Consider the following 14,751-nt stretch of genomic DNA (forward strand, 5'->3'; position numbering starts at 1 on the left):
CTGCGGGCTCGCATCCCTGGCTTCGCGGATCGCCCGCAAACGCCCCTGCTCCACCAGCAGCCGCCCGTAGGGTCCCGGTTGCTGGGTGTGAAAACCCGCCACCGCCACCGCCGCGCCGTCCATCAACGCCCTGCGCAAGCGATTCAAGGTCTGCGGGGTGATCAGGGGGGAGTCGCCAAACAGCACCAACACACAGCCCTGCTGCTGGACCTGCAAGGCCGGCCGGGCGGCGAGTACCGCGTGGGCCGTGCCCCGTTGTTCATGCTGGGTAAATACCTGTGCCGTCGGTGCGACCTGCCGCAGGTATTCAGCCACCTGCCCGCCGCCCGCGCCCACCACCACCGCCCGTTGCTCGATACCGGCCGCCTCCACCGCCGCCAGCACATGGCCGAGCAGCGGCCGGTTGCCCACCGGGTGCAGCACCTTGGGCAGCGGCGACTGCATCCGCTTGCCCTGCCCGGCCGCGAGAATCACCGCCAGCGTCGACCCGCCCACGTTGTCGTTCATCACGATCCTCCTGTGTGCATCCGGGCTTCAGACCGGATCGCGATAGAACACATCGTCGGTGTACGGATACCACCAGTCCTGAATCTTCGGCTGATGATCGATGATGACCATTTTCGAGCGGCGGAACGCTTCCAGCCCCTGACGCCCGAGCTCGCGCCCAAGACCCGACATCTTCCAGCCACCGAACGGCAGCGCATCGTTGTCGATCAGCGGGTTGTTGACCCAGACCATCCCCGCCTCCAGGCGCTCGGCGGCCTCCATGGCTTCGGCCAGGTCCGTGGAAAATAGCGAAGCCCCGAGGCCGAACGGCGAGTCGTTGGCCAGCCGCACCGCCTCATCGAAATCGCTGACCCGGCAGATCGCCGCCACCGGGCCAAAGCACTCTTCCTGAAGAATCGCCATGTCACCCGTCACGCCGGTGAGGATGGTCGGCTCATAGAACCAGCCGACCGTCTGCTGGGGTGGAATCCGCCCGCCACACACCACTTTCGCGCCCTTGGCCACAGCGTCATCGACCAGGCGCATGACTTTATTGCGGGCCGCTTCGCTGGCCATCGGCCCGATCTCCGAGCGTTCCAGGCCATGGCCGATACGCAGGGCGCGGGTGCGTTCAGCGAACTTCGCGACAAATTCGTCATGCACCTCGTCCACGACATACAAGCGCTCGGCCGACGTGCAGATCTGCCCACTGAGATGGAACGCAGCCGTCACTGCACCCGCCGCCGCGACATCCAGCGGCGCATGCCTGGAGATGATCAATGGATCGCTGCCACCCGCCTCGATGACGCAAGGCTTCATCCGCTCGGCACAGGCCACGGCCACCGCCTTCCCCGCCGCGACACTGCCGGTGAAGGCCACCGCGTGAGTCTGCGCCGACTGCACCAGCAGCTGCGCGGTCGCCGCATCGCCCGGCACACAGGACACCAGTCCCGGCAACAACGCGCTGAAATGTTCCATGAACTTGAGGGTGCACAGGGTCGTCGCTTCCGCCGGTTTGATGAGGCAGGCATTGCCCGCCGCCAGCGACGCGGCGACCGTCCAGCACATCAGAAGGATCGGAAAGTTGAACGGCATGATGTGCACGCTGACGCCATAGGGCTCATAGCGCACATGCTGGAAGGAACCGATCTGCGTGGTGCCGGCGACCTTACCGGCATCGTCGCGGGCCATTTCCGCGTAGTAGCGAAAGATCGGCGCGCAGTTGGCCAGTTCGCCCATGGCCTCGGGAAACGGCTTGCCCATCTCCAGGGTCATCAGGCGTGCGACTTCGCGGTTGCACGCCAGGTTCTGTTCGATGGCATTGGCCAGTTGATGCAGGCGCGCGGCGCGGCTTTTCGCGTCCACCAGGCGCCACTGTTTTTGCGCGGCGGTGGCGGCATCGATGGCGGCTTGCACATCGGCTTCGCCACACACGCCGACTTGCCCGACCGGTTGCAGGGTCGCCGGATCGAGCACCTGGCGCACGCGACCATCGCTCAGCGGCAGGAACTCGGGGTTGATGAAACGCAAGGCAGAATCGCTGTTAAACGTGGCCATGGGATAATCCTTGAACCAATCGATAAGGGGTTTCACGCAATGTCGCCAGGGTCGTGGCGGGCAGCTCTTCTCGCCAGCCCGATACGTGCCGGTCGAGCCACTGGCGCAGGGGCGCAAAGGCTTCGGCGTCCAGCGCACGAACAAACAGACCCAGGGTGCGCGGCAGGTGCGCCAGGTAACCGTGCTTGCCGTCACGACCGGCCAGGCGCACGAAAATCCCCAGCACCTTGGCGTGACGCTGGGCGGCCAGGCGCCGGTAGTCTTCGAGAAAACGCAATGCGTCCAGCTCCGGGCGCTGCAACAGGTAATGGCTGATCAGTGCCTCACGCAACGCCTCGGGCACATCGCGCCGGGCGTCCTCGAGCAGCGACATCAGGTCATAGGCCGCCGCCCCGGCCAGGGCGTCCTGGAAATCCAGCAAGCCGCAGGCGGCGACACCTTCGCGGCCTTGCAGCAGCATCAGGTTGTCGACGTGAAAGTCACGCAGCACCAGGGCTTCGCGGCGCTGGGCAACGTCACCACAAGCCTCGGCGAACAGCGCCAGATACTCTTCGCGCAAACCCTGTGCCGCCTCCTTGCCAACGAGTAAAGGCGCGTACCAGTCGATGAACAGCGCGCACTCGTCCGCCAGTCGCTGCGCGTCGTAAGGCGCCAGTTCCGCAGCCGGCGCTGCGCGATGCAAGGCCACCAGCGTATCGACCGCCAGGTGATACAACGCCGACTCCGAATGCCCGGCCAGCAGCAGCCGGGTGTAGGTGTCGTGACCGAAATCCTCGATCAGCGCCAGCCCCGCCACTTCATCCACTTCCAGCAAGGCCGGCGCGGACAGGCCCAGCCCTTGCAACTGCCGGGCGATCCGCACAAACGGGCCGATGGGTTCGCTATGAGGCGGCGAATCCATCAGCAACAGGCCGGCGCCGTCCAGGCGGAAATAGCGCCGGGTCGAAGCATCCGCCGGCAAGGCCACCAGCGGGGCCCCGGCGAAACCGGCGCGGGCCAGAAAGGCGGCGCGCTGGTCTTCACGGGTTGGCAATGACGCCAGTGCATCAGTCATGGCAGTCACCGGATCATGTAGACCTTTTTGATGGTCTCGTGGACGGTGCACACACCCTTCCAGTCCTTGCCGAAGAAGGCGGCGGTGTCGGGCTTGATCTCGATCACTTCGCCGGACTCGTGGACGTACGTGCAGCGGCCCTCGAGGAAGTGGCAGAACTCGTCGCTGGTGACATGGCAGAACCATTTGCCCGGGGTGCAGATCCAGATGCCGCATTCGGACTGGCCTTCGGGGCCTTTGTGCAGCACCACGCCGGAGACACGGGATTCACCTTCGAGCATGGTCGGGATCACGCCCCAATCCTTGACGTCGGTGATGCTCAGCGGGTCGTACAGAAACGGGGTAGTCATGTGTTGTTCTCCAAAAAAGTCAGTCTCAGATGTCCCCTGTAGGAGCCGGCTTGCCGGCGATGGCGGCGGGACAGCCGACACCGGTGTGGCCCGGTACACCGCAATCGCCGGCAAGCCGGCTCCTACAAGGTTCAAGCCAGCATGTAAACGTTGCGCAAGGTTTCCCGGACGTCGCATTCACCGGTCCAGCCGGCCGGGAACAGCACCAGGGTGTTGGGGCGCACCTCAATCACCTCGCCGTTGTCGTTCCGGTAAGTCGCGTGCCCGGCGATGAAGTGGCACAACTCGTCCCGGGGAATCGACAGCCGCCAGCGCCCGGGGGTGCAGACCCACAACCCGGTTTCCGGGCTGTTGTTCGGGCCCTTGAACAGCAAGCGCCCGCTGGAATGCGAGACGCCTTCGATGGCGTCGCTCTGCACGCCCCAGTCCACCAGGTCGGTGCGGCTGCTGACGGCTTCGAGGTACGGCGTGATACCCGCCGTGGTGGATGAATCAGGCATCGTTGAGCACCTTGTCGAGAATCGCGGCCGCGTCTTGCGGCCCTTTGCGGGATTGCATCTGCGCGCTGGTGCGCTGCAGGCGTTGGCGCATCGCCCCGTCGTTGAGGCAGGCGTGGAGTTTTTGTGCGAGCTGTTCTTCGCTCCATTCGTAGCGATCGAGCTTGAAACCGTGGCCGCTTTCTTCGGCGCGCATGGCGTTGTCGTGGCCGTCCCAGACGTAGGACATGACGATCGCCGGTTTGCCGAAGAACAGGCACTCGGTGAAGCTGTTGTTGCCGCCGTGGTGGATCACCGCGTCGACCTGGGCGATCACCGACGGCTGAGGGAACCAGTTGGAAATCTGTACGTTGTCCGGCAGGTCGGTGTATTCGTCGAGGTGTTCGCCGACGTTGAACAACGCCCGGTAAGGCAGCTTGCCCACCGCCTCGATCAGGCGCTTGAGCAACTCGACATCGCCGGAACCGAGGCTGCCGAAGCTGGCGTACAGCAGGGGCTTGTCATTGTGGGCGCGGAACGGTGGAATCTCGTACGGCGTGTCGTGGCGCACGCAGCCTTGCAGGTAATGGAAACGCTCGGCCGGCAACGGATGGCGGCGGTCGAACTTGACCGCGTCCGGGTACAGCAGCAGGTTCATGAAGGGCGAGGCTTCAAAGAAGGTGCCCAGCGGATAAGGCGCTTCACCGTGGGCCTGGAGGAACTGGTTGAAGTCCTCGTGGATCGGCCCCACCACTTCCTCGAAGCGCTGGCGGAATTGCGCGTGGCCGGCCTTGTCGTCGATGCTCATGCCCGACAGGTGCGGCGGGATATCCGGGTCTTCGATCTCGTTTTCCGAGCAGGAAATGATCCGCACCCACGGCTTGCCGTATTGCTTGATCGCCGGGAACAGGATCACGTTGTCGACGCAGATCAGGTCGGGCTTGACCTTGTCCAGCACCGCCGGCAGGTCCTTTTGCGCCCACTTGGCGGTTTCGACGATGGCCGCCCAACATTCCTTGACGTAGTTGTCGATCTGCTCCAGCGGCGACTTGCGGAAGTTCGGAATGTGGCCGTTGATGAAGTCGACCCAGTAGCGGGCCATCTCTTCGGCCGGCATCGGTGCCGACATGTTGACCATGTGCTCCTCGAAACCGTACCCGGCGTAGACACCGCTCATGCCCGGGTCGGTGAGGAACACCGCTTTATGCCCCAGGGCTTCACACGCCTGGGCGATACCGACTGAGTTCAGCGCCGGGCCGTAGGCGGCTTCGGGGAAGAATGCGATCACTTTCTGTTTCATCGAGTGCTGCTCCTGCCTGGTCTTTTTATTGTTCAGCGTGTCAATACGCGGGCATGCCGGGCCTGCCAGCCCAGCCGGATGGTCGTGTCGATTGCAAAATGGGCGAATTCAAACTGTGAAGACGGCACGCGCACGATCAGCGGTTTGTCGCTGAGGGCTGTCTGCACGTGCAGGTTGGTGTCGAGGCCGTGGTAGGCGACCTCGACGATTTTTCCGCTGACCTGATTCGGGCAAATCCTGCCCTGCTCCGTCAGCACCTGCAGGCGCTCGGGGCGCACCACCACGGCGACGGATTGGCCGGAAACCAGCGGTGCGTCGGTTTCCACGCTCAACTCCTGGCCATTCACGCGCACCGAGTGCTGGCCCGAGCGCACGCCTTCGAGCAGGTTGCTGACGCCGATGAAGTTGGCGACAAACCGGCTGTTGGGATTCTCGTACAGCTCCGACGGACTGCCGCACTGGCACACCTTGCCGCCGTCGAGCACCGCCATGCGGTCGGACATCACCAGCGCTTCTTCCTGATCGTGGGTGACGATGATGAAGGTGATGCCGCTCTCGTGTTGCAGGCGCTTGAGTTCCAGCTGCATCTTTTCCCGCAGCTTTTTGTCGAGGGCCCCCAAGGGCTCGTCGAGCAATAAAACCCGTGGCCGTTTGACCAATGCCCGGGCCAGTGCCACGCGCTGACGCTGGCCGCCGGAAAGCTGATCGGGCTTGCGCTCGGCCAGCTCACCCAGTTGCGCAGTGCTCAGCACTTCATCGACCCGCCGGCGGATTTCGCTTTCGGGCAGGCGCTCCATTTCCAGGCCGTAGGCGATGTTCTTGCGCACGGTCATGTTGGGGAACAGCGCATAGGATTGGAACATCAGGTTCAGCGGACGCTTGTTGGCCGGCAACGGCGAGATGTCATTGCCGTCCAGGTAGATGCAGCCACCGCTGGGGGTCTCGAACCCGGCGAGCATGCGCAGCAGCGTGGTCTTGCCGCAGCCGGACGGCCCGAGCAGCGCGAAGAACTCGTTCTCGCGGATGCTCAGCGACACCTCGTTGACCGCCAGACCGTTGCCATAAGACTTGCTGACCTTATCCAGGATCAGTACCGCGGAAGAATTATTCATGGGTGCGAGGAGCCTTGTTGAGACGCTGCGAGGCCAGCAGCGCGGTGATGCTGACCAGCATCACCAGCGTCGCCAGAGCGTTGATTTCCGGGGTGACGCCGAAGCGGATCATGGCGTAGATCTGCATGGGCAACGTGGTCGAAGCCTGGCCGGAGCCGGAGTTGAAAAAGGCGATGATGAATTCGTCCACCGACAGGGTGAACGAGAGCAATCCACCGGCCAGCACGCCGGGGAAAATCACCGGCAGCAGGACCCGGCGGAAGGTGGTGAACCAACTCGCACCGAGGTCGATCGAGGCTTCGAGGATCGAATAGTCGAAGTGTTTGAGCCGCGTGCGCACCACCGCGCAGACGAAGGCGATGTTGAACACGGCGTGGCTGATGATGATCGAGTGCAGGCCCAGTCCGACCTTGAGCAGGTTGAAGAAGCTCAGCAGCGCAATCGCCAGCACGATGTCGGGAATGATCATCGGCGCCATCAGCAAGGTGTCGACCACCTGGCCCTTGTCATTGCCCTTGCGGCGCAACTCGATGCCCAGCGCGAGGAACGTGCCGAGCACGCAGGCAATGAAGGTCGCCGACAAGGCGACGATCAGGGTGTTGAGCGCCGCCGACAGGATCGCCGTGTTGTGCGCCAGTGCCGCGTACCACTTCAACGACACGCCGCCCCAGGCGGTGGGCAACCCGGACTTGTTGAACGACAGCAGGATCAACACCAGGATCGGTATATAAAGGAAGGCGTACACCAGCCCCAGGTGCGAACCCAGCACGGTGGCGCTGACAGAACGTGGCTGACTCATGAGCGCGCCCCTTCTGCACGACGGGCCACCAGGGCCTGGATGAACAACAGGATCAGCATGATCGCGATCAGGAAGAAACTCAGCGCCGCACCGAACGGCCAGTCCCGCGCCGTGAGGAATTGCGAATAAATCAGGTTGCCGACCATCTGCACCTGCTTGCCGCCCAGCAGGTCGGCGGTGATGAAGTTGCCGATGCTGAGCACGAAGACAAACACCGCACCGGCGGCGATACCCGGTACGCTCAGCGGCAGGATGATCCGCCGGAAGGTCATCCAGCCCGAGGCGCCGAGGTCTTTCGAGGCGTCCCACAGTTCGTTGTTGATCCGCGACAGCGACGAGAAGATCGCCAGGATCACAAAGGGGATGTAGTTGTAGACCAGCCCCAACACCACGGACGACTCGGTGTACAGCAGGCTGATGGGTTCGCCGCTGTAGCCGAACACTTGCAGCAGGCGGTTGATCAGGCCTTCGCGGTTGAGCAGGACGATCCAGGCGTAGGTGCGGATCAGGTAGTTGCTCCAGAACGGCAGCATCACCAGGAACAGGTACACCGCCTGGCGCCGCCGTGGCGCCCGGGCAATCGCATAGGCTGCCGGGTAGCCGATCAACACCGCGAACACCGTGGCCAGCCCGGCGATTTTCGCCGACTTGAGCAGGATGCCCAGGTACAGCGGATCGAACGCGCGCTGGTAGTTTTCCCAGGTGAACAACCAGTCGATGCCACCGTAGGCACCGCGTTCGACGAAGCTGTAGACCAGCACCAGCAGGCACGGAATCACCAGGAACATCAGCAGCCAGCCAAAGCCGGGCGCAAGAAGCCAGGCCGACAGACGCCTGTCAGCATGCAAAGCACTCATTAACCCTATCCTCCCGCCTCAGGACAGAGGCGGCTTGCGAGCGTGGCGAGGCATGCCGGGCATGCCTCGGATCGACGTGGCGTTAGTTCTGCGCCGCCATGATTTCGGTGACGGCGCGGGTGTAGGCCTTTTGCGTGGTGCCGCCCAGGTCGCGCAATTGCTCCATTTTCAGCAGCTCGGCGGGGGCGATGGTCAGGTTGGGGTATTGCTTGAGCAGGTCCGCGGACAACCCGGCCATGGCCGCCTGGTTGGGGACTTTGTAGAGGATGTTCTCAGCGACCCAGGCGTGGTTTTCCTTGGCCAGCATGAAGTTGATGAACTTGAAGGCCTGGTCCTGGTGCTTCGAACTCTTGAGCACCACCATGGTGTCCACCCACAGGTCGGAACCTTCCTTGGGCACCACGAACTTGATCGCCGCGTTGGCCTGGGTGCCGTAGTTGCACCAGCCGTCCCAGGCATGGGCCATCAGCGATTCGCCGGAAGCGAGCTTGGAATAGAAGGTGGTGTCGTCGAAGGACAGAATGCGTTTTTTGGTGGCGATCAACTGGTCGCGAACCGCGGCGATCTGTGCCGGGTCACTGTCGTTGACCGACCAGCCCTTGGCGAGGAAACCGGCGCCGAGCATCCAGCGGTCGGTGGCGAGCATCGTCACCTTTCCTTTGAGGGCATCGCTCGGATTGAGCAGCTCGTTCCAGCTCTGCGGCGCCGGTGTCACCTTGTCGGAGCGATAGCAGATGCCCGTGGTGCCCCAGGTGTAAGGCACGGAGAACTGGTTGCCCTGGTCATATTCCAGGTGAGTGGCTTCGGGGTAGAGGTTTTTCAGGTTGGGGACTTTGACCGGATCAATGTCCGCCAGCAGCCCCTGCTTGTGCAGGACTTCGGCGAAGGGCGAGGAGACGAACACCACGTCATAGCCTTCACCACCGGAGGCCATCAGCTTGCCCATGATTTCTTCGTTGGTGGCGTGCAGCGCCTTGTCGACGCCCACACCGCTGGCAGCCTTGAACTTCTCCAGCGCATCCGGGGCCATGTAGCCGTCCCAGATGGAAATCACCATGTCTTTCGCACTTGCAGCCTGTGAGGCGATCGCCAGGGAAACAGCCAATCCCGCGCACAGAAGATCATTCAGCTTGCTCATAAATACTCACCCGACGATTGTTTATTGTTGTGTTCGAAGGCAGTACGGCAAAACGAGAAACGATTGCTTGTGTTTTTTTTTAGAAATTAGGACCAGTACCAAAAGATGTCAACGCTTTTTTACGGCCTGACGACTGGCCAGCGCATGACATAAGATGGGCAACTGAGTCCCACAGCGGATCACAACGAGAAAAGACGCTTGAGCACGACAGCTGAAAAAAAACCGCGCACCAATCACCTGGAACTGGCCCGGCGCATCCTCGAGCACACCCAGGAAAGCGGCCTGGTGGCCGGCGACCCGGTAGCCGAACAGGCCCTGGCCCGCACGTTCCAGGTGTCGCGCACGCTGATTCGCGGCGCGCTGAAAGTGCTGCTGGAAGAAAACCTGCTGAGCCACGAAGCCGGCAAGGGCTACCGTTTGCTGGCATCCCCGGCGGGCCAGGCCTTCAACGCCGCCCTGCCCCAGGCCGAGGAAGAAGAACTGGCCGCCTCGGTGCTGCGTGACCGCATGGCCGGGCGCCTGGGCGACAGCATCAGCATCAGCGAACTGATGCGCCGCTACGACATCGGCCGGCCGGCGGCGCAAAAGGCTTTGCAGCAATTGAGCGAGAGCCAGGCCATCGAGCGCGGCCCCGGCCAGTCCTGGCTGTTTCGTCCGTCGCTGAACAGCCTTGCCGCCCTCGAAGAAAGCCTGAAGTTCCGCCTGATCCTCGAGCCCGAGGCCTTGCTCAGCCCGAGCTTCAACGCCGACCCGCAACGCCTTGCACTGTTGCGCAGCGCCATGCAAAGCCTGCTCGCCCGCCCCGTGGAAGACTTCGATCTGCAGCAGTTTCGCGAACTGGACATCAGCTTCCACGAACTGCTGGCCCAGAGCTGTGGCAACCGCTTCATCAGCGACGCCCTGCTCCAGCATCAGGGCTTGCGCCGCTTGCCGAACCTGCTGCCATCGGTCAGCGTGCACCGCCTGCAAGAGGCCCTGCGCGAACACCTGCAAATCATCGCGCAGATCGAACGCGGGCAGATGGAGATCGCCGCCGACCTGCTGCGCCTGCACCTGCGCCTGAGCGCCGCGCAACGACCGCAAACTGCCAACCGGGGCATTCCGCAAAGCCATCTGTTTGGGCGTCGTTAAGCGCCACGCAAAAACATGATGATTTTTTTTTGAAAATAAGACAGCATCAAAAACACCTTCAGGAGCGGCGGGTCTGACCCGCCATGGACAGCCCTCGCCATGCAAAAACAAAAACTGATCGCCCTGTTTCCGGAAGCCAGTTTCGGCGCGGCCTTGAACTGCATTGGTATCGCTCAGTCGTTGCGCGAGCTGGGCGCCAGACCGGTGTTCATCTGCCACGAGCATTTCCAGGGGCTGTTCGCCGAGTACGGCTTCGACGAATACCCGATTCCGCAAGTGAGCCCCTTGTCGGCGGCGGAACACCAGCACTACTGGGAACGCTTCATCGAACGCAGCATCCCCTACTTCGACCAGACCCCGCTGGCGCAGATCGACAGCTACGTGGCGCCCGCCTGGGAAGCCATCATCGACACCGCGATCGAAGCGGAAAAACCCCTGCAGCAGCTGCTCGGCCGCCTCAAGCCAGACGTGATCGTGCTCGACAACGTGGTGATGTTCCCGGCCATCGCCAACGCCGGCTGCCCGTGGGTGCGGGTGGTGTCCTGCGCCGAGACCGAACTGCCGGATGCCGCCGTTCCGCCGTACCTGTCCGGCTGCCTGGCCAGTGACACCGAAGCCTGCGAGCGTTACTCCGGGCAGTACCTGAAGGCCGTCGCACCGGCCCATGAACGCTTTTCGCAGTTTCTCCTGGGCAACCATACGGCGCCCTGTCCGGCGGGGCAGTTCCTCACCGATTCACCCTGGCTCAACCTGCTGCTGTCGCCGACGCCTGTGCGCTATGAACGCCGGCAGCCGCTCGACCCGCAGCGCTACGTCTACCTCGACGGCTGCGTACGCCGCGAAGCGCCGTACATTGTCCCGGACTTTCCACGGCACAACGACGCACCGCTGATCTACCTCAGCTTCGGCAGCCTCGGCGCCGCCGACACCGGGATGATGAAGCGCCTGATCAGCACGATCGAGACCTTGCCGTACCGCTTCCTGGTCAACGTCGGCGCCTACCGCGACATGTACACCACCGTGCCGGACAACGTGTACCTCGACAGCTGGTTTGCCCAGCCGGCCGTGCTCAAGGAATGCGATGTGTTCATCCATCACGGCGGCAACAACAGCTTCTGCGAGGCGCTGTACTTCGGCTTGCCGTCGCTGATCATTCCGTATTGCTGGGACGGTCACGACAACGCCGCCCGCGCCGAGGAAGTCGGCGTCGGCCGCTACCTGCCGCGCTTCGCCGATCCCCTGGCCGTCCTGCCCGGTGCCCTCGAACAACTGCTGGCCGACCAAGCGATGAAGCAACGCCTCGCCTCGTTCAGCTTGCGCATGCAGGCGACCCGCGGCACCGATATTGCCGCGCGCGCGATCCTCGCGCTTCCAGACCTCTAGCCATAACAACAAAAACCGTCGGGCAACCGAACGCAATCGTCGCTGCCCGACACACCGCCGGAGTTTCAGCATGAATGCCCCACCGCGTCTCGATGCGCTCGACCACGTCCTGCCCCATCCCTTCTGGCAGGACACCGTCACCCCACCGCCCGCCGCACCTTCTGTCAGCGCAACCGTGCAATGCGACCTTGCAGTGGTCGGTGGCGGATTTACCGGTTTGTGGACGGCGCTACTGGCACGCCAGCGCAACCCCAAGCTGAGCATCGCGATCATCGAGGCGCGTCGTTGTGGCGGTGAGGCCAGCGGGCGCAATGGCGGTTTTTGTGCACCGAGCATTTCCCATGGCGTGTCCAACGCCCTCAAGCGCTGGCCGGATGAAGCACAGCAACTGATCCGCCTGGGCCGGCAGAACCTCGATGAGCTGGCTGCCGATGTGGATCGCTTCGGTATGCAGGTCGAGTTCGAACGCCAGGGCAAACTCAACGTCGCCAGCCAACCCTGGCAGGTCGACGGACTGTATGCCATGCAACGCAACTACGCGCGGTTCGGCATTGACTGCCAGTGGCTGGAAGGTCGCGACCTGGCACAGAAGCTTGATTCGCCGGCCTATGCGGCCGGCCTGTTCGAGCCCAACTACGCGCTGCTCAACCCGGCAAAAATGGCCGCCGAGCTACGCCGTGTCTGCCTTGAACAAGGGATCCAGCTGTTCGAAAACAGCCCGGTGCTGCAACTGGATGCCCGCAACGACAGCCTGCGCCTGCGCACGGCCGACGGCGAAATCATCGCCGGGCAGATCGCCCTCGCCACCAACATCGCCCCGCCGCTGCTCGGCCATCTGGCCTCGAGCGTGATCCCGGTCTACGACTACTCGCTGGTCACCGAGCCACTGCGCGATGAACAACTGGCAGCCATCGGCTGGACCGAGCGTTACGGCATCGCCGATTCCGGCAATCAGTTCCACTACCTGCGCAAGACCGCCGACAACCGCATTCTCTGGGCCGGCTTTGATGCCATCTACCATTTCGGCGGGCGCCGCGACGAAGCCCTGACCCAGCGCCCGCAAAGCTTCCAGCGCCTGGCCGAACAGTTTCAACAGACCTTCCCGGCCCTGGGCAATGTGCGCTTCAGCCATGCCTGGGGCGGCATCATCGACACCTCGGCACGCACCACGATGTTCACCGGTTGCGAACATCAGGGCCGCGTTGCCTATGCCTTGGGCTTCACCGGGCAAGGGGTATCGGCCAGTCGCTTCGCAGCGCTGAACATGCTCGACCTGTTGGCCGGGGAACGCACTGAGCGCACCGAGCTGCTGATGACCTCCAAGGCGCCGTTCCGCTTTCCGCCGGAGCCGTTGCGGTATGTCGGCGTGAAACTGGCCCAGCGCTCTCTGGCGCGGGAGGACCGCGACGGTCACCGCGACCTGCTGCTCAAGACCTTCGATGCCTTTGGCATCGGTTTCGATTCCTGACCCGGAGACCACCATGTCCACAGCCCTGCCCCGGCACGTCATAGACTTCGCCAGTGAGCTTGCCCCCCGTGAAACCGAAATCGACGACCCGGCCGTGGTCGACGCGCCTTATCGCAGCAAGAGTTGGCGGCACTTTGTGGCGCCCGGAAAAAACGCCGTGGCCGGCATTTGGGAGGCGGGACCGCACCGGGAACGTTGCCAGTGCGATTACGATGAGCTGTGCCACATTCTCGAGGGCACGGTGCGCCTGACCGATGCCGAAGGCGTCGCGCGTACGTTCGGCCCCGGCGATTCCTTCGTGGTCGCCAGCGGATTCCAGGGCACCTGGGAAAACCTCACCCCGGTGCGCAAGGTCTACTTCATCCTCGGCTAACCGCTCGATGTAATGAGCAACAAACAACCTGTGGCGAGGGAGCTTGCTCCCGTTCGGCTGCGCAGCAGTCGCAAACCCTGTTTACCAGGTGATACCTGAGTGCTCAGGTTTTGGGGCCGCTGCGCAGCCCAGCGGGAGCAAGCTCCCTCGCCACAGGTGCTGGGGTTCGTCCTTCAAGGGGTTACTGCCGTACGAGGTTGCGCCCGTTGCGCTTGGCCTGGTACAGCGCGTCGTCGGCGCGGGTCAGCAGGCTTTCCGGCGTGTCGCCGGGTTGTGCATGGGCCACGCCGAACGACGCGGTGATGGTGTCCAGCACGGTATCGGTGCCCCGGGCCTTGACCCGCAGCGACTGGATTTTCAGGCGCAGGCGCTCGGCAAACGCACCCGCCGCCGCCAGATCCGGGCAATCCTTGAGCACCACGCAGAACTCCTCACCGCCGTAACGCGCCGCGAACGCTTCGCCCGACAGCGATTCACGCAACACCCGGGCAACATGCTGGAGAACACGGTCCCCCAACGGATGGCCGTACTGATCGTTGAATTGCTTGAAGTGATCGATATCCAGCATCACCAGCGCCACACCGGTTGCTGCGTCATTCATCGCCTGTTCAAGCTTGCGGTTGAAGGTGGTGCGGTTGAGCAATTCGGTCAGGCCATCGAGGGTCGCGGCCAGTTGGGCACGCTCCAGCTTGTCGCGCAGGCTTTTGATCTCGTGTTGCGCCGACTGCAACTGGGCGAGGAAGTGTTCCTGCTGCCCCTGCATCAGCCGGGTGCTCTGCTGCAGCTGGATCAGGATGCTCGGCAAGCGTTCGCTGGCCGGCTCTTCGAGCATTTGCAGGTACTGGCCAAGGCTGGCCTGGAAGTTCTGGTTACCCTTCACGCTGCGCGAGACGTCGCGTTCCATGTCGTCGACCAGGTTGATCGCGTCCTGCTGCCCGGAACGGGCGTCCGCCAGTTCGTCGCGGATGATGTATTCGCGAAACAGCTTGGCCGCCGATTCCGGCGGGAAAGAGTCGAAATCGTTGACCACCCGGTCCAGGTGCCGATTGAGTTCCGGCTCCTGGCCCTTGCTGTAGGTGTACCAAAGCGCGTAGTGCACCGGGTTGGGCGGAATGTTGTGACGAACCATCAGCGGCACTGCCTGCTTGAGCAATGCCGCTGCCTCACGGGAGTCTTCTGGATACAGCGCTAGAACAGTCGCACGCGTGTCGGATTGGCTCATGGCTTCACTGTGGTTGTTTATCATTGGCGTTGGCAAACCCGCTGA

General features: G+C 63.2%; 14 protein-coding genes and 1 pseudogene. 4 read left to right on the plus strand and 11 right to left on the minus strand.

Annotated features, from left to right (window positions below; all coding sequences use genetic code 11):
- Positions 1-27: 27 nt before the first annotated feature.
- The 10 genes and pseudogenes from CD175_RS31530 to CD175_RS02760 form a co-directional block, all read right to left on the minus strand.
- A pseudogene (locus tag CD175_RS31530) lies at positions 28-507 on the minus strand (NTP transferase domain-containing protein); the annotation flags it as partial.
- A 27-nt stretch (positions 508-534) separates the two neighbouring features.
- Positions 535-2,043, minus strand: coding sequence for an aldehyde dehydrogenase family protein (locus CD175_RS02720; protein ID WP_104447566.1), 1,509 nt, complete (start codon positions 2,041-2,043; stop codon positions 535-537).
- Positions 2,030-3,097: an aminoglycoside phosphotransferase family protein gene (locus CD175_RS02725; RefSeq protein WP_104447567.1), complete on the minus strand. Its 1,068-nt coding sequence runs from the start codon at positions 3,095-3,097 to the stop codon at positions 2,030-2,032. The genes CD175_RS02720 and CD175_RS02725 overlap by 14 nt, the downstream gene beginning before the upstream one ends.
- Before the next feature lie 5 nt (positions 3,098-3,102).
- Complete coding sequence (locus CD175_RS02730; protein ID WP_007976122.1) at positions 3,103-3,447, minus strand: cupin domain-containing protein; 345 nt, start codon at positions 3,445-3,447, stop codon at positions 3,103-3,105.
- Between the two features lie 131 nt (positions 3,448-3,578).
- Entirely contained in the window at positions 3,579-3,947 is a 369-nt protein-coding gene (locus tag CD175_RS02735; RefSeq protein ID WP_015095619.1) for a cupin domain-containing protein, read from the minus strand.
- Positions 3,940-5,223, minus strand: coding sequence for a nucleotide disphospho-sugar-binding domain-containing protein (locus CD175_RS02740; protein WP_104447568.1), 1,284 nt, complete (start codon positions 5,221-5,223; stop codon positions 3,940-3,942). The genes CD175_RS02735 and CD175_RS02740 overlap by 8 nt, the downstream gene beginning before the upstream one ends.
- Before the next feature lie 32 nt (positions 5,224-5,255).
- Positions 5,256-6,335, minus strand: a complete 1,080-nt coding sequence (locus CD175_RS02745; protein WP_104447569.1) for an ABC transporter ATP-binding protein — start codon at positions 6,333-6,335, stop codon at positions 5,256-5,258.
- Positions 6,328-7,134 (minus strand): ABC transporter permease, encoded by an 807-nt coding sequence (locus CD175_RS02750; RefSeq protein ID WP_007976115.1) that lies wholly within the window; start codon positions 7,132-7,134, stop codon positions 6,328-6,330. The genes CD175_RS02745 and CD175_RS02750 overlap by 8 nt, the downstream gene beginning before the upstream one ends.
- On the minus strand, positions 7,131-7,991 hold the full coding sequence (locus tag CD175_RS02755) for an ABC transporter permease (RefSeq protein WP_007987087.1): 861 nt from the start codon (positions 7,989-7,991) through the stop codon (positions 7,131-7,133). Before CD175_RS02755 ends, CD175_RS02750 begins: the two co-directional genes overlap by 4 nt.
- A gap of 82 nt (positions 7,992-8,073) precedes the next feature.
- Positions 8,074-9,129 carry a polyamine ABC transporter substrate-binding protein gene (locus tag CD175_RS02760; protein WP_104447570.1) on the minus strand — a complete coding sequence of 352 codons (1,056 nt, stop codon included), beginning with the start codon at positions 9,127-9,129 and terminating at the stop codon, positions 8,074-8,076.
- A 198-nt stretch (positions 9,130-9,327) separates the two neighbouring features.
- Here CD175_RS02760 and CD175_RS02765 point away from each other — a divergent pair, with 198 nt between their 5' ends.
- The 4 genes from CD175_RS02765 (at position 9,328) to CD175_RS02780 (ending at position 13,484) form a co-directional block, all read left to right on the plus strand.
- Positions 9,328-10,260, plus strand: coding sequence for a GntR family transcriptional regulator (locus tag CD175_RS02765; RefSeq protein WP_015095624.1), 933 nt, complete (start codon positions 9,328-9,330; stop codon positions 10,258-10,260).
- 99 nt (positions 10,261-10,359) lie between these two features.
- Entirely contained in the window at positions 10,360-11,643 is a 1,284-nt protein-coding gene (locus CD175_RS02770) for a nucleotide disphospho-sugar-binding domain-containing protein (protein ID WP_104447571.1), read from the plus strand.
- Between the two features lie 70 nt (positions 11,644-11,713).
- Positions 11,714-13,111, plus strand: coding sequence for an NAD(P)/FAD-dependent oxidoreductase (locus CD175_RS02775; protein ID WP_104447572.1), 1,398 nt, complete (start codon positions 11,714-11,716; stop codon positions 13,109-13,111).
- Positions 13,112-13,124: 13 nt separating this feature from the next.
- Complete coding sequence (locus tag CD175_RS02780) at positions 13,125-13,484, plus strand: cupin domain-containing protein (RefSeq protein ID WP_015095627.1); 360 nt, start codon at positions 13,125-13,127, stop codon at positions 13,482-13,484.
- A gap of 181 nt (positions 13,485-13,665) precedes the next feature.
- On the opposite strand, the gene CD175_RS02785 is transcribed toward CD175_RS02780, so the two are convergent.
- Positions 13,666-14,706 (minus strand): GGDEF domain-containing protein, encoded by a 1,041-nt coding sequence (locus tag CD175_RS02785; RefSeq protein ID WP_240628881.1) that lies wholly within the window; start codon positions 14,704-14,706, stop codon positions 13,666-13,668.
- Positions 14,707-14,751 lie beyond the last annotated feature (45 nt).

This window comes from Pseudomonas laurylsulfatiphila (genome assembly GCF_002934665.1).
In the GTDB taxonomy this organism is placed as follows: Bacteria; Pseudomonadota; Gammaproteobacteria; order Pseudomonadales; family Pseudomonadaceae; genus Aquipseudomonas; species Aquipseudomonas laurylsulfatiphila.

Excerpts from the sequence above, each read along its gene's own strand:
- CD175_RS02720 (WP_104447566.1), bottom strand. The coding sequence starts at position 2,043 with ATGGCCACGTTTAACAGCGATTCTGCCTTGCGTTTCATCAACCCCGAG.
- CD175_RS02725 (WP_104447567.1), bottom strand. The coding sequence starts at position 3,097 with ATGACTGATGCACTGGCGTCATTGCCAACCCGTGAAGACCAGCGCGCC.
- CD175_RS02730 (WP_007976122.1), bottom strand. The coding sequence starts at position 3,447 with ATGACTACCCCGTTTCTGTACGACCCGCTGAGCATCACCGACGTCAAG.
- CD175_RS02735 (WP_015095619.1), bottom strand. The coding sequence starts at position 3,947 with ATGCCTGATTCATCCACCACGGCGGGTATCACGCCGTACCTCGAAGCC.
- CD175_RS02740 (WP_104447568.1), bottom strand. The coding sequence starts at position 5,223 with ATGAAACAGAAAGTGATCGCATTCTTCCCCGAAGCCGCCTACGGCCCG.
- CD175_RS02745 (WP_104447569.1), bottom strand. The coding sequence starts at position 6,335 with ATGAATAATTCTTCCGCGGTACTGATCCTGGATAAGGTCAGCAAGTCT.
- CD175_RS02750 (WP_007976115.1), bottom strand. The coding sequence starts at position 7,134 with ATGAGTCAGCCACGTTCTGTCAGCGCCACCGTGCTGGGTTCGCACCTG.
- CD175_RS02755 (WP_007987087.1), bottom strand. The coding sequence starts at position 7,991 with ATGAGTGCTTTGCATGCTGACAGGCGTCTGTCGGCCTGGCTTCTTGCG.
- CD175_RS02760 (WP_104447570.1), bottom strand. The coding sequence starts at position 9,129 with ATGAGCAAGCTGAATGATCTTCTGTGCGCGGGATTGGCTGTTTCCCTG.
- CD175_RS02770 (WP_104447571.1), top strand. The coding sequence starts at position 10,360 with ATGCAAAAACAAAAACTGATCGCCCTGTTTCCGGAAGCCAGTTTCGGC.
- CD175_RS02775 (WP_104447572.1), top strand. The coding sequence starts at position 11,714 with ATGAATGCCCCACCGCGTCTCGATGCGCTCGACCACGTCCTGCCCCAT.
- CD175_RS02780 (WP_015095627.1), top strand. The coding sequence starts at position 13,125 with ATGTCCACAGCCCTGCCCCGGCACGTCATAGACTTCGCCAGTGAGCTT.
- CD175_RS02785 (WP_240628881.1), bottom strand. The coding sequence starts at position 14,706 with ATGAGCCAATCCGACACGCGTGCGACTGTTCTAGCGCTGTATCCAGAA.